Annotated in this window: 13 protein-coding genes; 12 read left to right on the forward strand and 1 reads right to left on the reverse strand. The window is 38.6% G+C overall.

Annotated elements, in window-relative coordinates; all coding sequences use genetic code 11:
• Positions 1-3: 3 nt before the first annotated feature.
• The 6 genes from kdpA (at position 4) to FLJC2902T_RS07705 (ending at position 8454) form a co-directional block, all read left to right on the forward strand.
• On the forward strand, positions 4-1692 hold the full coding sequence (gene kdpA / locus FLJC2902T_RS07680; RefSeq protein ID WP_023579234.1) for a potassium-transporting ATPase subunit KdpA: 1689 nt from the start codon (positions 4-6) through the stop codon (positions 1690-1692).
• 34 nt (positions 1693-1726) lie between these two features.
• Positions 1727-3772, forward strand: coding sequence for a potassium-transporting ATPase subunit KdpB (gene kdpB, locus FLJC2902T_RS07685; protein WP_035677811.1), 2046 nt, complete (start codon positions 1727-1729; stop codon positions 3770-3772).
• 15 nt (positions 3773-3787) lie between these two features.
• Positions 3788-4348, forward strand: a complete 561-nt coding sequence (locus FLJC2902T_RS07690) for a K(+)-transporting ATPase subunit C (RefSeq protein WP_023579236.1) — start codon at positions 3788-3790, stop codon at positions 4346-4348.
• Complete coding sequence (locus FLJC2902T_RS07695; protein ID WP_035677814.1) at positions 4345-5433, forward strand: porin; 1089 nt, start codon at positions 4345-4347, stop codon at positions 5431-5433. The genes FLJC2902T_RS07690 and FLJC2902T_RS07695 overlap by 4 nt, the downstream gene beginning before the upstream one ends.
• Before the next feature lie 21 nt (positions 5434-5454).
• A complete protein-coding gene (locus FLJC2902T_RS07700) occupies positions 5455-6582 on the forward strand; it encodes an osmosensitive K channel signal transduction histidine kinase, sensor subunit KdpD (protein WP_023579237.1) in 1128 nt (375 codons plus the stop codon).
• 144 nt (positions 6583-6726) lie between these two features.
• On the forward strand, positions 6727-8454 hold the full coding sequence (locus tag FLJC2902T_RS07705) for a HAMP domain-containing sensor histidine kinase (RefSeq protein WP_023579238.1): 1728 nt from the start codon (positions 6727-6729) through the stop codon (positions 8452-8454).
• Between the two features lie 5 nt (positions 8455-8459).
• Here FLJC2902T_RS07705 and FLJC2902T_RS07710 read toward each other — a convergent pair whose 3' ends face one another.
• Positions 8460-8897, reverse strand: a complete 438-nt coding sequence (locus FLJC2902T_RS07710) for a hypothetical protein (RefSeq protein ID WP_023579239.1) — start codon at positions 8895-8897, stop codon at positions 8460-8462.
• A 162-nt stretch (positions 8898-9059) separates the two neighbouring features.
• Between FLJC2902T_RS07710 and panB the strand changes: the two genes are divergently transcribed.
• The 6 genes from panB to ypfJ all read left to right on the forward strand — a co-directional run bounded on the left by panB (position 9060) and on the right by ypfJ (position 14142).
• Complete coding sequence (panB, locus tag FLJC2902T_RS07715) at positions 9060-9878, forward strand: 3-methyl-2-oxobutanoate hydroxymethyltransferase (protein ID WP_023579240.1); 819 nt, start codon at positions 9060-9062, stop codon at positions 9876-9878.
• Between the two features lie 107 nt (positions 9879-9985).
• Positions 9986-10339: a four helix bundle protein gene (locus FLJC2902T_RS07720; protein ID WP_023579241.1), complete on the forward strand. Its 354-nt coding sequence runs from the start codon at positions 9986-9988 to the stop codon at positions 10337-10339.
• A 45-nt stretch (positions 10340-10384) separates the two neighbouring features.
• Entirely contained in the window at positions 10385-11074 is a 690-nt protein-coding gene (locus FLJC2902T_RS07725; RefSeq protein ID WP_023579242.1) for an RluA family pseudouridine synthase, read from the forward strand.
• Between the two features lie 43 nt (positions 11075-11117).
• The gene (locus FLJC2902T_RS07730) at positions 11118-12482 is read left to right on the forward strand and encodes a DUF5723 family protein (protein WP_023579243.1); all 1365 of its coding nucleotides are present in this window, start codon (positions 11118-11120) and stop codon (positions 12480-12482) included.
• Between the two features lie 15 nt (positions 12483-12497).
• Positions 12498-13247 (forward strand): hypothetical protein, encoded by a 750-nt coding sequence (locus tag FLJC2902T_RS15785; protein WP_023579244.1) that lies wholly within the window; start codon positions 12498-12500, stop codon positions 13245-13247.
• Between the two features lie 40 nt (positions 13248-13287).
• Positions 13288-14142, forward strand: a complete 855-nt coding sequence (ypfJ, locus tag FLJC2902T_RS07740; RefSeq protein ID WP_023579245.1) for a KPN_02809 family neutral zinc metallopeptidase — start codon at positions 13288-13290, stop codon at positions 14140-14142.
• The last annotated feature ends 28 nt before the right edge of the window (positions 14143-14170 follow it).

Below are 14170 nucleotides of genomic sequence, written 5' to 3' on the forward strand. Positions count from 1 at the left end.
ACCATGAACACAGAAATTATAGGAATCGTAGCGATGTTTCTCATAACACTTGGATTATCCATTCCGTTAGGAAAGTACATTGCAAAAGTATATACAGGTCAGAAAACATTTTTAGATCCTGTCTTTAATCCGATAGAAAAACTATTCTATAAAATAAGTGGCATAGATGCAACCAAAGAAATGAACTGGAAACAACATATGTTTGTTTTGCTGACATTAAACACGATTTGGTTCCTGTTGGGAATGATTATCTTAATGTGCCAGGGATGGCTTCCGCTAAATCCGGATAACAATCCGAACATGACCGCAGATCTGGCTTTCAATACCGCAATCTCGTTTTTGGTAAACTGTAACCTGCAGCACTATTCCGGGGAAACCGGAGTCACTTATCTGAGTCAGTTGTTTTTAATGTTCTTACAGTTTGTGTCTGCAGGGATCGGTTTAGCCGCTGCCGCTGTGTTGTTCAATGCCTTAAAAGAAAGAACTACCGAAAAACTGGGTAATTTCTACAACTATTTTATTAAATCGTGTACCCGTATTTTGTTACCGGTTTCAGTAGTTGTAGCAGTTGTTTTGTTATTCAACGGTACGCCAATGACTTTTGAAGGAAAAGATACAATTACAACGCTTCAGGGTGATACCGTTCAGGTTTCTACAGGACCTGTTGCCGCTTTTACAGCTATCAAACATGTGGGAACCAATGGCGGTGGTTTTTTCGGAACCAATTCGTCACATCCGTTAGAAAACCCTAATTATTTCACCAATATGGTTGAAATGATAGCGCAGATGATTATTCCGTTTGCCATGATTTTCGCCCTTGGTTTTTACTTAAACCGACGCAAATTATCTTGGATGATTTTCAGCGTCATGACCATCGGATTTTTAGCCTTAACAGTTCCGACTGTCATGGCAGAAATGAATGGAAATCCCGAAATCGAAGCCATGGGAATCGATACATCTAATGGTGCAACCGAAGGTAAGGAAGTTCGTTTCGGAGCAGCAGCTTCAGGGTATTGGAGTATCGCCACAACAGTAATTTCTACCGGTTCGGTAAACTCGATGCACGACAGTGCCATGCCTTTGTCGGGTATGAATCAATTGCTGGCCATGATGGTTAACTGTTTCTACGGTAGTTGTGGTGTCGGATTACTAAACTTCTACATTTTCATCATACTGGCTGTATTTATCAGCGGATTGATGGTGGGAAGAACGCCCGAGTTTTTAGGGAAGAAAATCGAAGCCCGTGAAATGAAAATCGCCATGATTGTAGCCTTGTTTCACACCCTGTTGATATTAGTGGGAGTTGCCTTATCGACCGGTTTTCCAGAACAGGGAGCCAGTACATTGAACAATCCCGGGTTTCACGGATTCAGCGAGATTCTTTATGAATTCACTTCGTCATCAGCCAATAACGGTAGCGGATTTGAAGGTTTGGGCGACAACAATCCGTGGTGGAATATCACAACCGGAATCGTTTTGCTGCTTTCCAGATTTTTGCCAATAATCGGACCAATCGCGATAGCCGGAATTTTAGCCAATAAGAAACACATTCCGGAAAGTGCAGGCACTTTAAAAACGGATACGACAACTTTCGGACTAATGATTTTTTCCGTAATCGCAATCATTGCAGCCTTGTCGTTCTTCCCTGCTTTGGCATTAGGACCGATAGCCGAATATTTTTCAATGAAGTAATCGTTGAAAATGTACAACATTCAATTTTATAAAAATGAAAACTAAAAATAAATCCCTGTTTCAGAAAGAATTGATAATGGAGGCTTTAAAACAATCCTTTTTGAAGCTCAATCCTGTGACACTTTTCCGAAACCCAATTATGTTCACGGTAGAAATCGGAACAGCAGTAATGTTTTGTGTATGCCTTTGGATTTTAGCCGGAGAACAATCACAAGGTAGTTTTGCATACAACTTCACAATTTTTGTAATTCTGCTTTTTACGCTTTTGTTTGCCAATTTCGCTGAAGCTATTGCTGAGGCGCGGGGTAAAGCTCAAGCCGACAGTTTGCGAAAAACAAGAGAAGAAACTCCTGCCAAAAAAATAGAGCGTGTAGGCGAATTACACGTAAACGAAGTTGTAGTTGTACCTTCTTCAAGTCTTGTTAAAGGTGATGTTTTCATTTGTGAAGCGGGCGATATCATCCCGACAGACGGTGAAATTATAGAAGGTTTGGCTACGATTGATGAAAGTGCCATAACCGGAGAAAGCGCACCGGTAATTCGTGAAGCCGGAGGCGATAAAAGTTCGGTTACCGGAGGTACAAAAGTCTTGTCAGACAAAATTAAAGTACAGGTAACCATCGAACACGGCGAAAGTTTCCTTGATAAAATGATTGCTTTGGTGGAAGGAGCATCACGTCAGAAAACACCAAATGAAATTGCGCTGACCATCTTGCTTGCAGGATTCACTTTGATATTTATTATAGTATGTGTGACGCTGAAACCTTTTGCGGATTACGCTAATATCCCAATCACCATTGCGGCGTTTATTTCACTTTTTGTCTGCTTAATTCCAACTACCATCGGCGGATTACTATCGGCTATCGGTATTGCGGGAATGGACAGAGCGCTGCGTGCCAATGTGATAACAAAATCAGGTAAAGCGGTGGAAACTGCCGGTGACATCGATGTGCTTTTATTGGATAAAACCGGAACCATCACCATCGGTAACCGAAAAGCAACTCATTTTTACCCTGCCAATGGCGTTGCCGAATCGGATTTTGTGAAAGCCTGTGTACTTTCCTCTTTAGCCGATGAAACGCCGGAAGGAAAATCCATCATCGAATTGGCCGGAAAAGATGCGGTGAGAAATCTTTCCATTGAAGGAGCCACATTAATAAAATTTACCGCCGAAACCAGAAGCAGCGGGGTGAATCTTCCCAACGGAACCAAAATCAGGAAAGGGGCTTTTGATGCAATCCGAAATCTGAGTGTAAATGCAGGTTTTACTTTCCCGAAAGAAACTGCCGAAAGAGTAACCGAAATTTCAAGCAACGGTGGAACGCCTCTAGTAGTTTCTGAAAATGAAAAAGTAGTGGGTGTTATCGAATTACAGGACATTATAAAACCCGGAATTCAGGAACGTTTTGAGCGTTTGCGTAAAATGGGTGTAAAAACCGTAATGGTTACCGGAGACAATCCGCTAACTGCTAAGTTTATTGCCGAAAAAGCCGGTGTGGATGATTTCATCGCCGAAGCCAAACCGGAAGATAAAATGAATTACATCAAAAACGAACAACAACTTGGTAAGCTAGTAGCCATGATGGGTGACGGTACCAATGATGCACCGGCTTTAGCTCAGGCTGATGTGGGCGTTGCGATGAACAGTGGAACTCAGGCTGCTAAAGAAGCAGGTAACATGGTGGATTTAGACAACGATCCGACCAAACTGATTGAAATTGTTGAAATCGGCAAGCAATTACTAATGACAAGAGGTACGTTAACCACTTTCAGTATTGCGAACGACGTGGCGAAGTATTTTGCTATCATTCCGGCTCTTTTCATCACTGCAATCCCATCATTGCAAGGATTAAACATCATGCAGTTACACAGTCCGGAGAGTGTCATTTTATCAGCCGTAATTTTCAATGCAATTGTAATTCCGTTCTTAATTCCGTTAGCCTTAAAAGGGGTTACTTACAAACCGATCGGAGCTTCGGCGTTATTGAGAAGAAACTTACTGTGGTACGGATTGGGAGGTATTATCGTTCCGTTTATCGGAATCAAAGTAATTGATATAGCAGTTGCATTATTCATGTAATTAAAACTTAAAAAAATGAAAAAACATATTTTATCAGGAATAAAATTGACAGCAGTATGCCTCGTCTTTTTTTCAGGGATTTACACCTTGTTTATTTTAGGAATTGCACAAATGGCACCTAATCAGGGTAAAGGGGAAATAGTTGAAGCAAATGGAAAAAAACAATATTTGAACATCGGCCAATCGTTTACGGACGGAAAATATTTTAACTCTCGCCCGTCAGCTGTAGCATACAATGCAGCTGGTTCGGGAGGAAGTAATAAAGGTCCGAGTAATCCGGAATATTTAGCCGAAGTAAAGCAAAGAATCGACACCTTCCTGATTCAGAACCCTGAAATCAAAAGAAGTGAAATTCCTGCCGATCTGGTTACCGCCAGCGGAAGTGGTTTAGATCCGAATATTTCAGCTCAGGCTGCAAAGGTTCAGGTAAAACGCATTACCAAAATCAGAAACATTAATGAACAAAAATTGGTACATTTAATCGCTGAAAATACAGACAAACCTTTATTGGGGGTTTTTGGCCCGGAAAAAATTAATGTACTGCAATTAAATATCGCTTTAGACAAAATAAAATGAAATCAAAAATCACAATAATAATAACAACTGCCTTAACATCATTAGGCTTACAGGCACAAACTGACAGTACAAAAACAGTAAATCCTTTAAAATTCAGTGGCTATGTTGACGTCTATTATGCCTATGATTTTGGAGAGCCGGAGAACAATACACGCCCCAGTTTCATGTACTCACACAATCGTCATAACGAAGTTGCTTTGAATTTAGGTTTTATCAAAGCAGCCTATGAAAAAGATAATGTGAGAGCCAATCTTGCTTTTATGGCAGGAACCTACTCCAACGCTAATTTAGCTGCTGAAGAAGGTGTTTTAAAAAACATTTACGAAGCCAACGCCGGAGTTAAACTTTCAAAAACCAAAAATCTTTGGGTCGATGCCGGGATTTTTGCTTCACACATCGGTTTCGAAAGTGCCGTAAGTAAAGAATGCTGGGCTCTGACCCGATGCATACTTTCCGACAATTCACCTTATTATGAAAGCGGTGTAAAAGTCGGATACACTTCAGACAGCGGAAAATGGTTTGTCAGTGGATTGGTTTTAAACGGATGGCAACGTATCCAACGCGTAGACGGTAACAAAACATTGGCTTTCGGTCATCAATTAACCTATAAGCCTAACTCAAAAGTAACATTAAACAGCAGCTCTTTTATCGGAAATGATAAACCGAATGATTCCAAACAGATGCGTTATTTCCACAATCTATACGGTCAGTATCAGTTAAATGACAAATGGGGATTAACAGCAGGTTTCGACATTGGAGCCGAACAAAAATCAAAAGGAAGTGAAAGCTACAATTGCTGGTATTCACCGGTTTTAATCGCAAAATATAAAGCAACTGATAAGATAAATATTGTGGCCCGAGGAGAATATTATTCGGATGAAAATGGGGTAATCATTACAACAGGAACACCAAATGGTTTTCAAACGTTCGGATATTCCTTAAATTTAGACTATTATATTTATGATAACGCAGTTTGGCGTATTGAGGCACGAAATTTAAGCAGTAAAGATGAGGTTTTTACTAAAAATGGGGACCCTGTAAAGCAAAATTTTGCAATGGTAACATCTTTAACGGTTTCATTTTAATCCAATTTAAACGGTACAATTTTGGAAATCAGGAGAGAAGATAACGTTCAGCATTTTCTGGACTTAATTAAAAAGTCACGAAGAGGAAAATTTAAAGTCTACATCGGCATGAGTGCCGGTGTGGGCAAAACTTTCCGTATGCTTCAGGAAGCACATGCCTTACTTAAAAACGGTATCGACATTAAAATCGGATTTATTGAAACCCATAACCGAAAAGAAACACAGGAATTGTTGGAGGGTTTGCCTGTGGTTCCGAGAAGGAAGTTATTCTACAAAGGGAAAGAACTGGAGGAAATGGACGTTCAGGCGATTATCAATCTGCGTCCGGAAGTTGTAATCGTTGATGAATTGGCACATACCAACATCGAAGGAAGTAAAAACGAGAAACGCTGGCAGGATGTAATGGAGATCCTTGATGCCGGGATTAACGTTATAAGCGCCATAAACATTCAGCATATTGAGAGTCTGAACGAAGAAATAAAATACATTACGGGCGTTGAGGTTAAAGAACGGATTCCCGACAGTGTTTTAGCACAGGCCGATGAAGTGGTAAACATCGATTTAACCGCCGATGAACTGATAACCCGATTAAAAGAAGGAAAAATATATCAGGCGGAAAAAATAGAAACAGCCCTGAAAAACTTTTTTAAAAGTGAACATATTCTGCAATTGCGTGAATTAGCGCTGAAAGAAGTGGCAAGTCAGGTGGAACGAAAAGTGGAAATTGAAGTTCCGAAAAATAAAAACATACGGCACGAAAAGTTTTTGGCCTGTATCAGCAGTAATGAGAGAACAGCCAAAAAAGTGATCCGGAAAACGGCACGACTGGCAAATTATTATAACAGCAAATGGTTTGTTTTATACGTTCAGGTACCTGAAGAGAGTGTGGACAAGATTCCGCTAGACAAACAACGCCATCTGATCAATAACTTCAAACTGGCTACCGAATTGGGTGCCGAAGTAATAAAAGTGGAACATACGAAAATCGCCAAAGCCATCATTGAACAAGCCGAACTGAAAAACATAACTACCGTTTGCATCGGAAAACCACGAATGAATCTGATGAAAATAATTCTATCCACAAATGTTTTCAAAGAGCTGTTAAACAAACTATCTTCGAGTGATATAGATTTGATTATACTTAGTTGAGAAAGAGAAGACATAAAAGATGCAAGAACCAAAAACCAAGAAAAAATAAATTAAGTAGATGATGGATCAAAAAGAAAGTCTTCTGTTTTTTGTTTTTTGTATTTCCTCTTGTTTCTTGCCTCTTGCTTCTAAAAAAACATAACTATGAAAATAAAAACAAAACTTACGCTTGGCGTGGGATTATTGTTCTTCCTGATCGTGCTTTTGGTAGCGTTGGGCGTCAGACAGGTTCATGTGATTTCAAATGACACTAAGAATATTCTGGTGGCTAATTACAATTCGCTGGACTATTCCCGAAACATGCTCAAAGAACTGGATAAAATTGAAACCGAAAACCAATCGTTTCAAAAATTCAATGGATTTCTGAAATTGCAATTGCAGAATATAACCGAAATAGGCGAAAAAGAGCTTACCCAAAGTCTCGTAGATGATGTTGCGAATTATCAAAATCAACCTGATAACAAAACTGCTGCAATTCATATCAGAAAAGACCTGAATGATATTATGAAACTCAATATGGATGCGATTCAACGTAAAAGCGTAGTAGCTTCAAAAACGGCACAAGGCGCAATTTTATGGATTTCAATAACCGGCGCGACCTGTTTTATCATCGCCTTTACATTATTGGTGAATCTGCCAAGCAGTATTGCCGATCCCATTAAAGATTTAACCGAAAGTATCCGGCAAATTGCAGCCAAAAACTACCATCAGAGAGTTCATTTTGAAAATCATAATGAATTTGGTGATTTGGCAAAATCATTCAATACGATGGCCGAGAAACTACAGGAGTATAATGACAGTAATCTGGCCAAATTGATGACTGAAAAAAAGCGGATAGAAACGCTTATCAACAATATGCATGATCCTGTTATCGGGTTGGATGATAAAAATAACATTCTGTTAATTAATGAAGAAGCATTGAAAATATCAGGCTTAAATGCAGGCGAGGTTATTGGGAAACCGGCGCAGGAAGTAGCACTTTCAAACGATTTATTACGATCGTTATTACAACATCTTGTAAATGATGAGTTCAATAAAAACCATGAAACACTGAAAATATATGCTGATAAAAAAGAAAGCTATTTCGAAAAACAGCTCGTTCCGATAGGGGTTATCCCGACAGGCGAAAAAGAGAAAAAACAAATCGGTTCTTTTATCATTCTCAGAAATGTCACGGCTTATAAAGAGTTGGATGACGCTAAAACTAACTTTATTGCAACTGTTTCACACGAATTCAAAACTCCTATTGCCTCCATGAAAATGAGCTTACAACTTTTGGAAAATGAAGGAATAGGCAAACTCAACAGCGAGCAGAAAGGATTAATTCACAGTATTTATGATGATGCTGACAGGTTGCTCAAAACTACCGGAGAATTGTTGAACATCACACAGGTAGAGTCCGGAAAAACCAGGATGCATATTGAATTATGCGAAATCGGAGAAATAGTTAAACATTCTGTTGAGTCAACCAAAAATCTTGCAGAACAAAATAACATTGCTTTACAGGTACACATCGAAGAAAATTTACCGCAAATTAATGCTGATTCGGAAAAAACGGCTTGGGTAATTTCGAACTTAATTTCAAATGCAATCCGATATTCTTACGAAAACTCATCGGTTGCCATTAAAGCAAAAAAAGTTGACAGAACAGTGAAGGTAAGTGTTATCGATAATGGTTTGGGGATTTCATCTCAATACAAGGACAGAATATTTGACAAGTACTTCAGGGTGCCGGGAACCGAAAAAGAAGGAACCGGACTCGGATTAGCAATCAGTAAAGAATTTATAGAAGCTCAGGGCGGAACAATTTCAGTTGAAAGTGAATTGGGTTCCGGAAGTACTTTCACAATTTCCTTTAAAAGCAGTACCTAAATCAGTTACTGCTTTTTACGTCTTGTATCAATCAAATGGACGATTTTCCATGTTTCATTTTCTTTGAAAAGCGTAAAGGCGTTTACTCCGGAATGGCTCAACTTCCCGTTCACGTAAAACTCATACGGTGTCCAGGCGTGGGCCATTTTTCCGTCAATCTGAATGTTATAACTCAGAATCTTTTCTTCGAATTTCAAATCGGCGGGGAATGTGGAAAATGATTTATAAAATTCGGATGGTTTTTCCTCTTCAAATCGCGTTCCCTTCTGCCCTTCTATTATCGATTGCAGAATCATTTTCTCAGAACAAACGGATTTTATTTTCACGGTGTCTTTGGCATGAAACCCAACAAAAAAGGTTTTAATCGTATTTTCGACTTCCAATTTTTGAGCGTTGGAAATAATCGGTAAACAAAACAAAAACAAGAAAAGCAGCTTTTTCATTTTTACTGATTTTTAATTACGTACAATAAGTAGCATTTATCCCATTATTGTTACGTCATTTTGGAAATTGTAGTAATTTTACAATCTAATTACAGAAAAAAGGCTGTTACAAGTTAATTCAGAACTTCTAACTTCCTATTTCTGACTTCTAACTAAAAAATTATGTCAGTAGCCAAAAAAGATTACAAAAGAATTACCACAAAATCGTTAATCGAAATGAAAGCCAACGGAGAGAAAATCTCGATGCTTACGGCTTATGATTATACCATGGCAAAGATTGTTGACTCAGCAGGAGTTGACGTAATTTTAGTTGGTGACTCTGCCAGTAATGTAATGGCAGGACACGAAACCACGCTTCCCATCACTTTGGACCAGATGATTTATCACGCATCTTCCGTGGTAAGAGCTGCTGAAAGAGCGCTGGTTGTGGTTGATTTGCCTTTCGGAAGTTATCAGTCAGATCCCAGAGAAGCATTACGTTCTTCCATCCGAATCATGAAGGAAAGCGGTGGTCATGCCGTAAAACTTGAGGGCGGAAAAGAAATTAAGGAAAGTATCAAAAAAATATTAAACGCCGGAATTCCCGTTATGGGACATTTGGGTTTAACACCGCAATCGATTTATAAATTCGGAACCTATACCGTTCGTGCCAAAGAAGAAGCGGAAGCTGAAAAACTTTTGGAAGATGCCAAAATGCTGGAGAAAATTGGCTGTTTTGCATTGGTTTTGGAAAAAATACCATCTGCATTGGCACAAAAAGTAGCCGCAAGCATTTCCATTCCCGTAATAGGAATTGGTGCCGGAAGCGGTGTTGACGGACAGGTATTGGTTTTACACGATATGATCGGGATGACACACGAATTCAGTCCGCGTTTCTTACGCCGTTACATGAATTTATTCGAAGACATGACCAAAGCCATCGGACAATATGTTGAGGATGTAAAATCGGTTGATTTCCCTAATGCGAATGAACAGTATTAGTTAGACTGATTTAGACTTCTTAGACTAGCTTAGATTTCTTAGATTGTTGGATTATTTGGATTGACAGACTGACTTCGATTATTAAATTTTATATACGCCAAAATTATATGCATCAATTTAAAGAGTTGGGAATTTGGAAAAAAAGCAGGGTATTTTGTTCAGACATATACTCCATCACAACCTCTTTCCCTAATGAAGAAAAATTTGGTCTAACCAACCAGTTAAGAAGAGCCTCTGTTTCTATTCCTTCTAACATCGCTGAGGGTTCATCCCGAAATTCAAATAAAGATTTTTCAAGGTTTTTGGAAATTGCCATAGGTTCTGCCTATGAAGTCGAAACACAACTTATAATTGCATCCGATTTAGGTTTTATTGATTCAGAAAAATTATTTTTGCTGTCTAATCAGCTTAATGAAATTATAAAAATGATTTCAAGATTTCGTTCTACATTGAAAATCTAAGAAATCTAAGCTAGTCTAAGAGGTCTAAAAATCTAAGAAGTCTAAATGAAAATTCTCTCTACAAAAGACAATTTACAAATTCTCCACGAAGACAATCATATTATAATTGTTAACAAGCGTGTAGGCGATATTGTGCAAGGTGATAAAACCGGAGACAAACCGTTAAGCGATGTCGTAAAGGAATACATAAAAGAAAAATACAACAAACCCGGAGAAGTTTTTCTCGGTGTGGTTCATCGTTTGGACCGACCTACAACCGGTATCGTAGTTTTTGCCAAGACTTCAAAAGCTTTGACGCGCCTGAATGAAATGTTCAGTAAACGCGAAACTCAAAAGACCTATTGGGCTGTGGTGAAAAACCAACCACCTAAAACCGAAGATATTCTTGTGCACTTTCTGAAAAGAAATCCGAAAAACAATACTTCAAAAGCACATATAAAAGAAGTTCCCGAGAGTAAAAAAGCCAGTTTAGATTATAAGATCATTAAGAAACTGGACAACTATTACGTCTTGGAAATCAATCTGCATACCGGAAGACATCATCAGATCCGAAGTCAGCTTTCAGCAATCGGATGTCCGATAAAAGGCGATTTGAAATATGGTTTCGACCGAAGCAATCCGGATGGAGGAATTCATCTGCATGCACGAAAATTGGTCTTCATTCACCCGGTTAGTAAAGAAACTTTAGAGATTATTGCACCAGTTCCTGATAATGTTGTTTGGAAAAACATTTAACTTTTTGTTTATTTACTGTTTAAAATACAAATTAAATCACATTATGAGAAAAATTCTACTTCTGTCATGTTCTTTACTTTCCATAAGCGCCTTTTCACAGGAGCATTTTTCAGGAATCAACACTTCCAAAAGAACCGGATTACTTAATGCTTATATCAATCCGGCCGAGTTAAATAATATGTTCCGAACTTATGATGTCAATGTTTTCAACATGAGTCTGAACGTTTCCAATAATAAAATCAGCTTTTCTGATATTACTGAAGGAGAGAACATTGAAGATAAAATTTTTACCGGAACAGAACCTGTCAGCATGCGTGTTGACGCTTTGGTTCAGGGTCCTTCTTTCGGAATGAAAGTTAAAAAATGGGCTTTTGCCGTTACTACTGCAGGAAATATTAAAGCCAACGCCATAGATATTGATGTGAACCTTGGAAACGCACTTAACAATTCTTTCTTAGGGACATCACAGATAAATTCTCAATACAACCAAAGAATGAACGGTGTTACCTGGGGTGAAATTAATCTTTCCGCAGCCCGAACCATTTATGAAAATGAGCAGCATAAATTCAATGCGGGAGCGACTTTTAAATTACTTTTCCCCGGTTCCTATACAAATTTCGGATTGGAGAATCTACAGGGAACCATTATTGCCGATCCTTTAACCGGTGATGTTTACCTGTCTGGTGCGAGTGCTAATGTAAATTTTTCTTATTCGGGTTCATTAGCTGAAAGTTACGAAGACAGTTCAAATTATAACGAACTTTTCGCTGGAGGTTTGAACGGTTTCGGTACCGATTTTGGTTTCAATTACCAATTAAAAGAAAAAGCAACTGCTGTTGCTGAAGGTGAGACACCTAAGCCACAAGGATATAAATTAAATGCCGGTCTTTCTTTCAGAAATATAGGCAGTATGACTTTTAAAGACGATAACAATCATTCTGCTAACTACACACTTGATATTCCTGCAACCGACCCGCTGAATCTTGACGAATTTGAGGATACGGAAAGTGTTGCTGAAATTGAGCAAATATTGATTGATAATGGTTATCTAAAGGAAACTGCTTCAAGTAAAGATTTCAAAGTAAAACTTCCTGCCGTAATAAATGCGTACGTTGACTATAAAATTTACAACAAATGGTCGGTTTCTGCCTATACGCAACAGAAATTATCAGATGACAGTCAGAATGATTTCTCGACAATCCAAAATATCATTACACTGACTCCTCGATTCGGAGGGGAAAACTATGAGATTTACATGCCTTTTTCAGACAATGAAGTTTCCGGATTTACAACTGGTTTCGGAGTTAGGTTAGGCGGATTTTTCCTTGGTTCGGGTTCGATTGTAACTGCGGCATTGAGTGATTCCAAACAGGCTGATTTTTACTTTGGATTCAGATTCGGAATATAATATTTACAATAAAAAATGAATTACATCAACAAGCGTCTTAACGAAGTAAGACAAAACGGTTATCAGATTGATCTTGGGGATTTGATAAACGAAAGTTTTGAAAGTTATAAGAAAATTGCACTTTTGGCTGGGTTAGCACTGCTGATCGTAATTTTAACATTGATAATTGTTGTTGTTTTCGGATTATCCTATTTTACGGATTTTGAAAATCTGTCGGAAGAAAGCATGATAATGAATTTCGCCACATTTTCTCCTGTGGAAATAGCGGCGTATATCGGAGGAGTTTCACTATTTGCAATGTTTTTGGCTCCGTTTACTGCGGGTTTGATTAAAATCGTTCACGATGTGGAAACCAAGGATGAGGTTTCTTTTGCTACTATTTTTGAATGCTACAAGGCCGGTTATTTAAAGGACCTGCTCTTGTCTTCATTAATAATTTCACTGATTACAAGCACATTAACAGTGGTGTTTCAGATTATTCATCTGGATTTTGTAGGAACGCTGCTAAGTTATGTGATTGGTTTTCTGATGTGTATGACAATCCCGCTGATTGTCTTTGGAAAATTATCGGCAATGAGTGCAATCAGTAACAGCATTATGGTGGTTTCCAAGCAACCGCTGATTATATTTTTGGCTTTATTGCTCGCTGCAATTGGTTCATTCATAGGATTTTTTGGTTTTTGCATAGGGATATTCTTCACATTGCCTTACCTTTATTGTATGTATTATGCAATTTACAAACACAGTGTTGGATTTGAAGAGTAATACATAACAATAGATTATTTTATTTTAAATTTTGTTTGTTATGAAATGGAAAGGCTATAGAAAAAGTGACAATGTTGAGGACCGAAGAGGAATGTCTACCGGAGGAAAAACCCTCGTTGGTGGCGGAATTTTGGGAATTATCATTTTGCTTGTAAATCTTTTTGGCGGAGAAAATGCACAGCAACTCACTCCTATTTTAGAGCAGATACAACAGGGACAGCCCCAACAAACAGAACAACGGGAACTTACCGCTGAAGAAATTGAAATTGGTGATTTCGTAAACGCCAATTTCGCCATTATGGAAGATACGTGGGGTAAAATATTTGAGGAAAACGGCATGACCTATGAAAAACCTAAAATGGTTTTATTTACAGATCAAGTCCAAACCGCTTGTGGTGGAGCGACTTCTGCTTCAGGTCCTTTCTATTGCCCCGGAGATAAAAAGGTATATATGGATATGGCTTTTTTTGAAGAACTCAGAACGCGGTTTGGTGCCAAAGGAGGTGATTTTGCGATCGCTTATGTTATGGCACATGAAGTTGGGCATCATGTACAAACCCTATTGGGAACTTCTGCAAAAGTAAGACAACTGCAAAGCAACAGAAGTGAGACCGAAGCCAACAAATTATCGGTTTGCCTGGAACTTCAGGCCGATTTTTATGCAGGATTATGGGCCTACCACAACAAACAGTTTTTAGAAGAAGGTGATATTGAAGAAGCATTAAGTGCAGCCAATGCCGTTGGTGATGACGCCATTCAGACAAAAATGCAGGGACAGGTAAATCAGGAATCGTTTACACACGGCAGTTCCGAGCAGCGGATGAAATGGTTTATGCGTGGTTATAAAACCGGGGACATCCGTCAGGGAGATACTTTTGCTGAAGAAATGAGATAAGCCAGCAGATTACAGACTGTTGTATTTA

Origin of the sequence: Flavobacterium limnosediminis JC2902 (genome assembly GCF_000498535.1) — a bacterium.
GTDB classification, from domain to species: Bacteria; Bacteroidota; Bacteroidia; order Flavobacteriales; family Flavobacteriaceae; genus Flavobacterium; species Flavobacterium limnosediminis.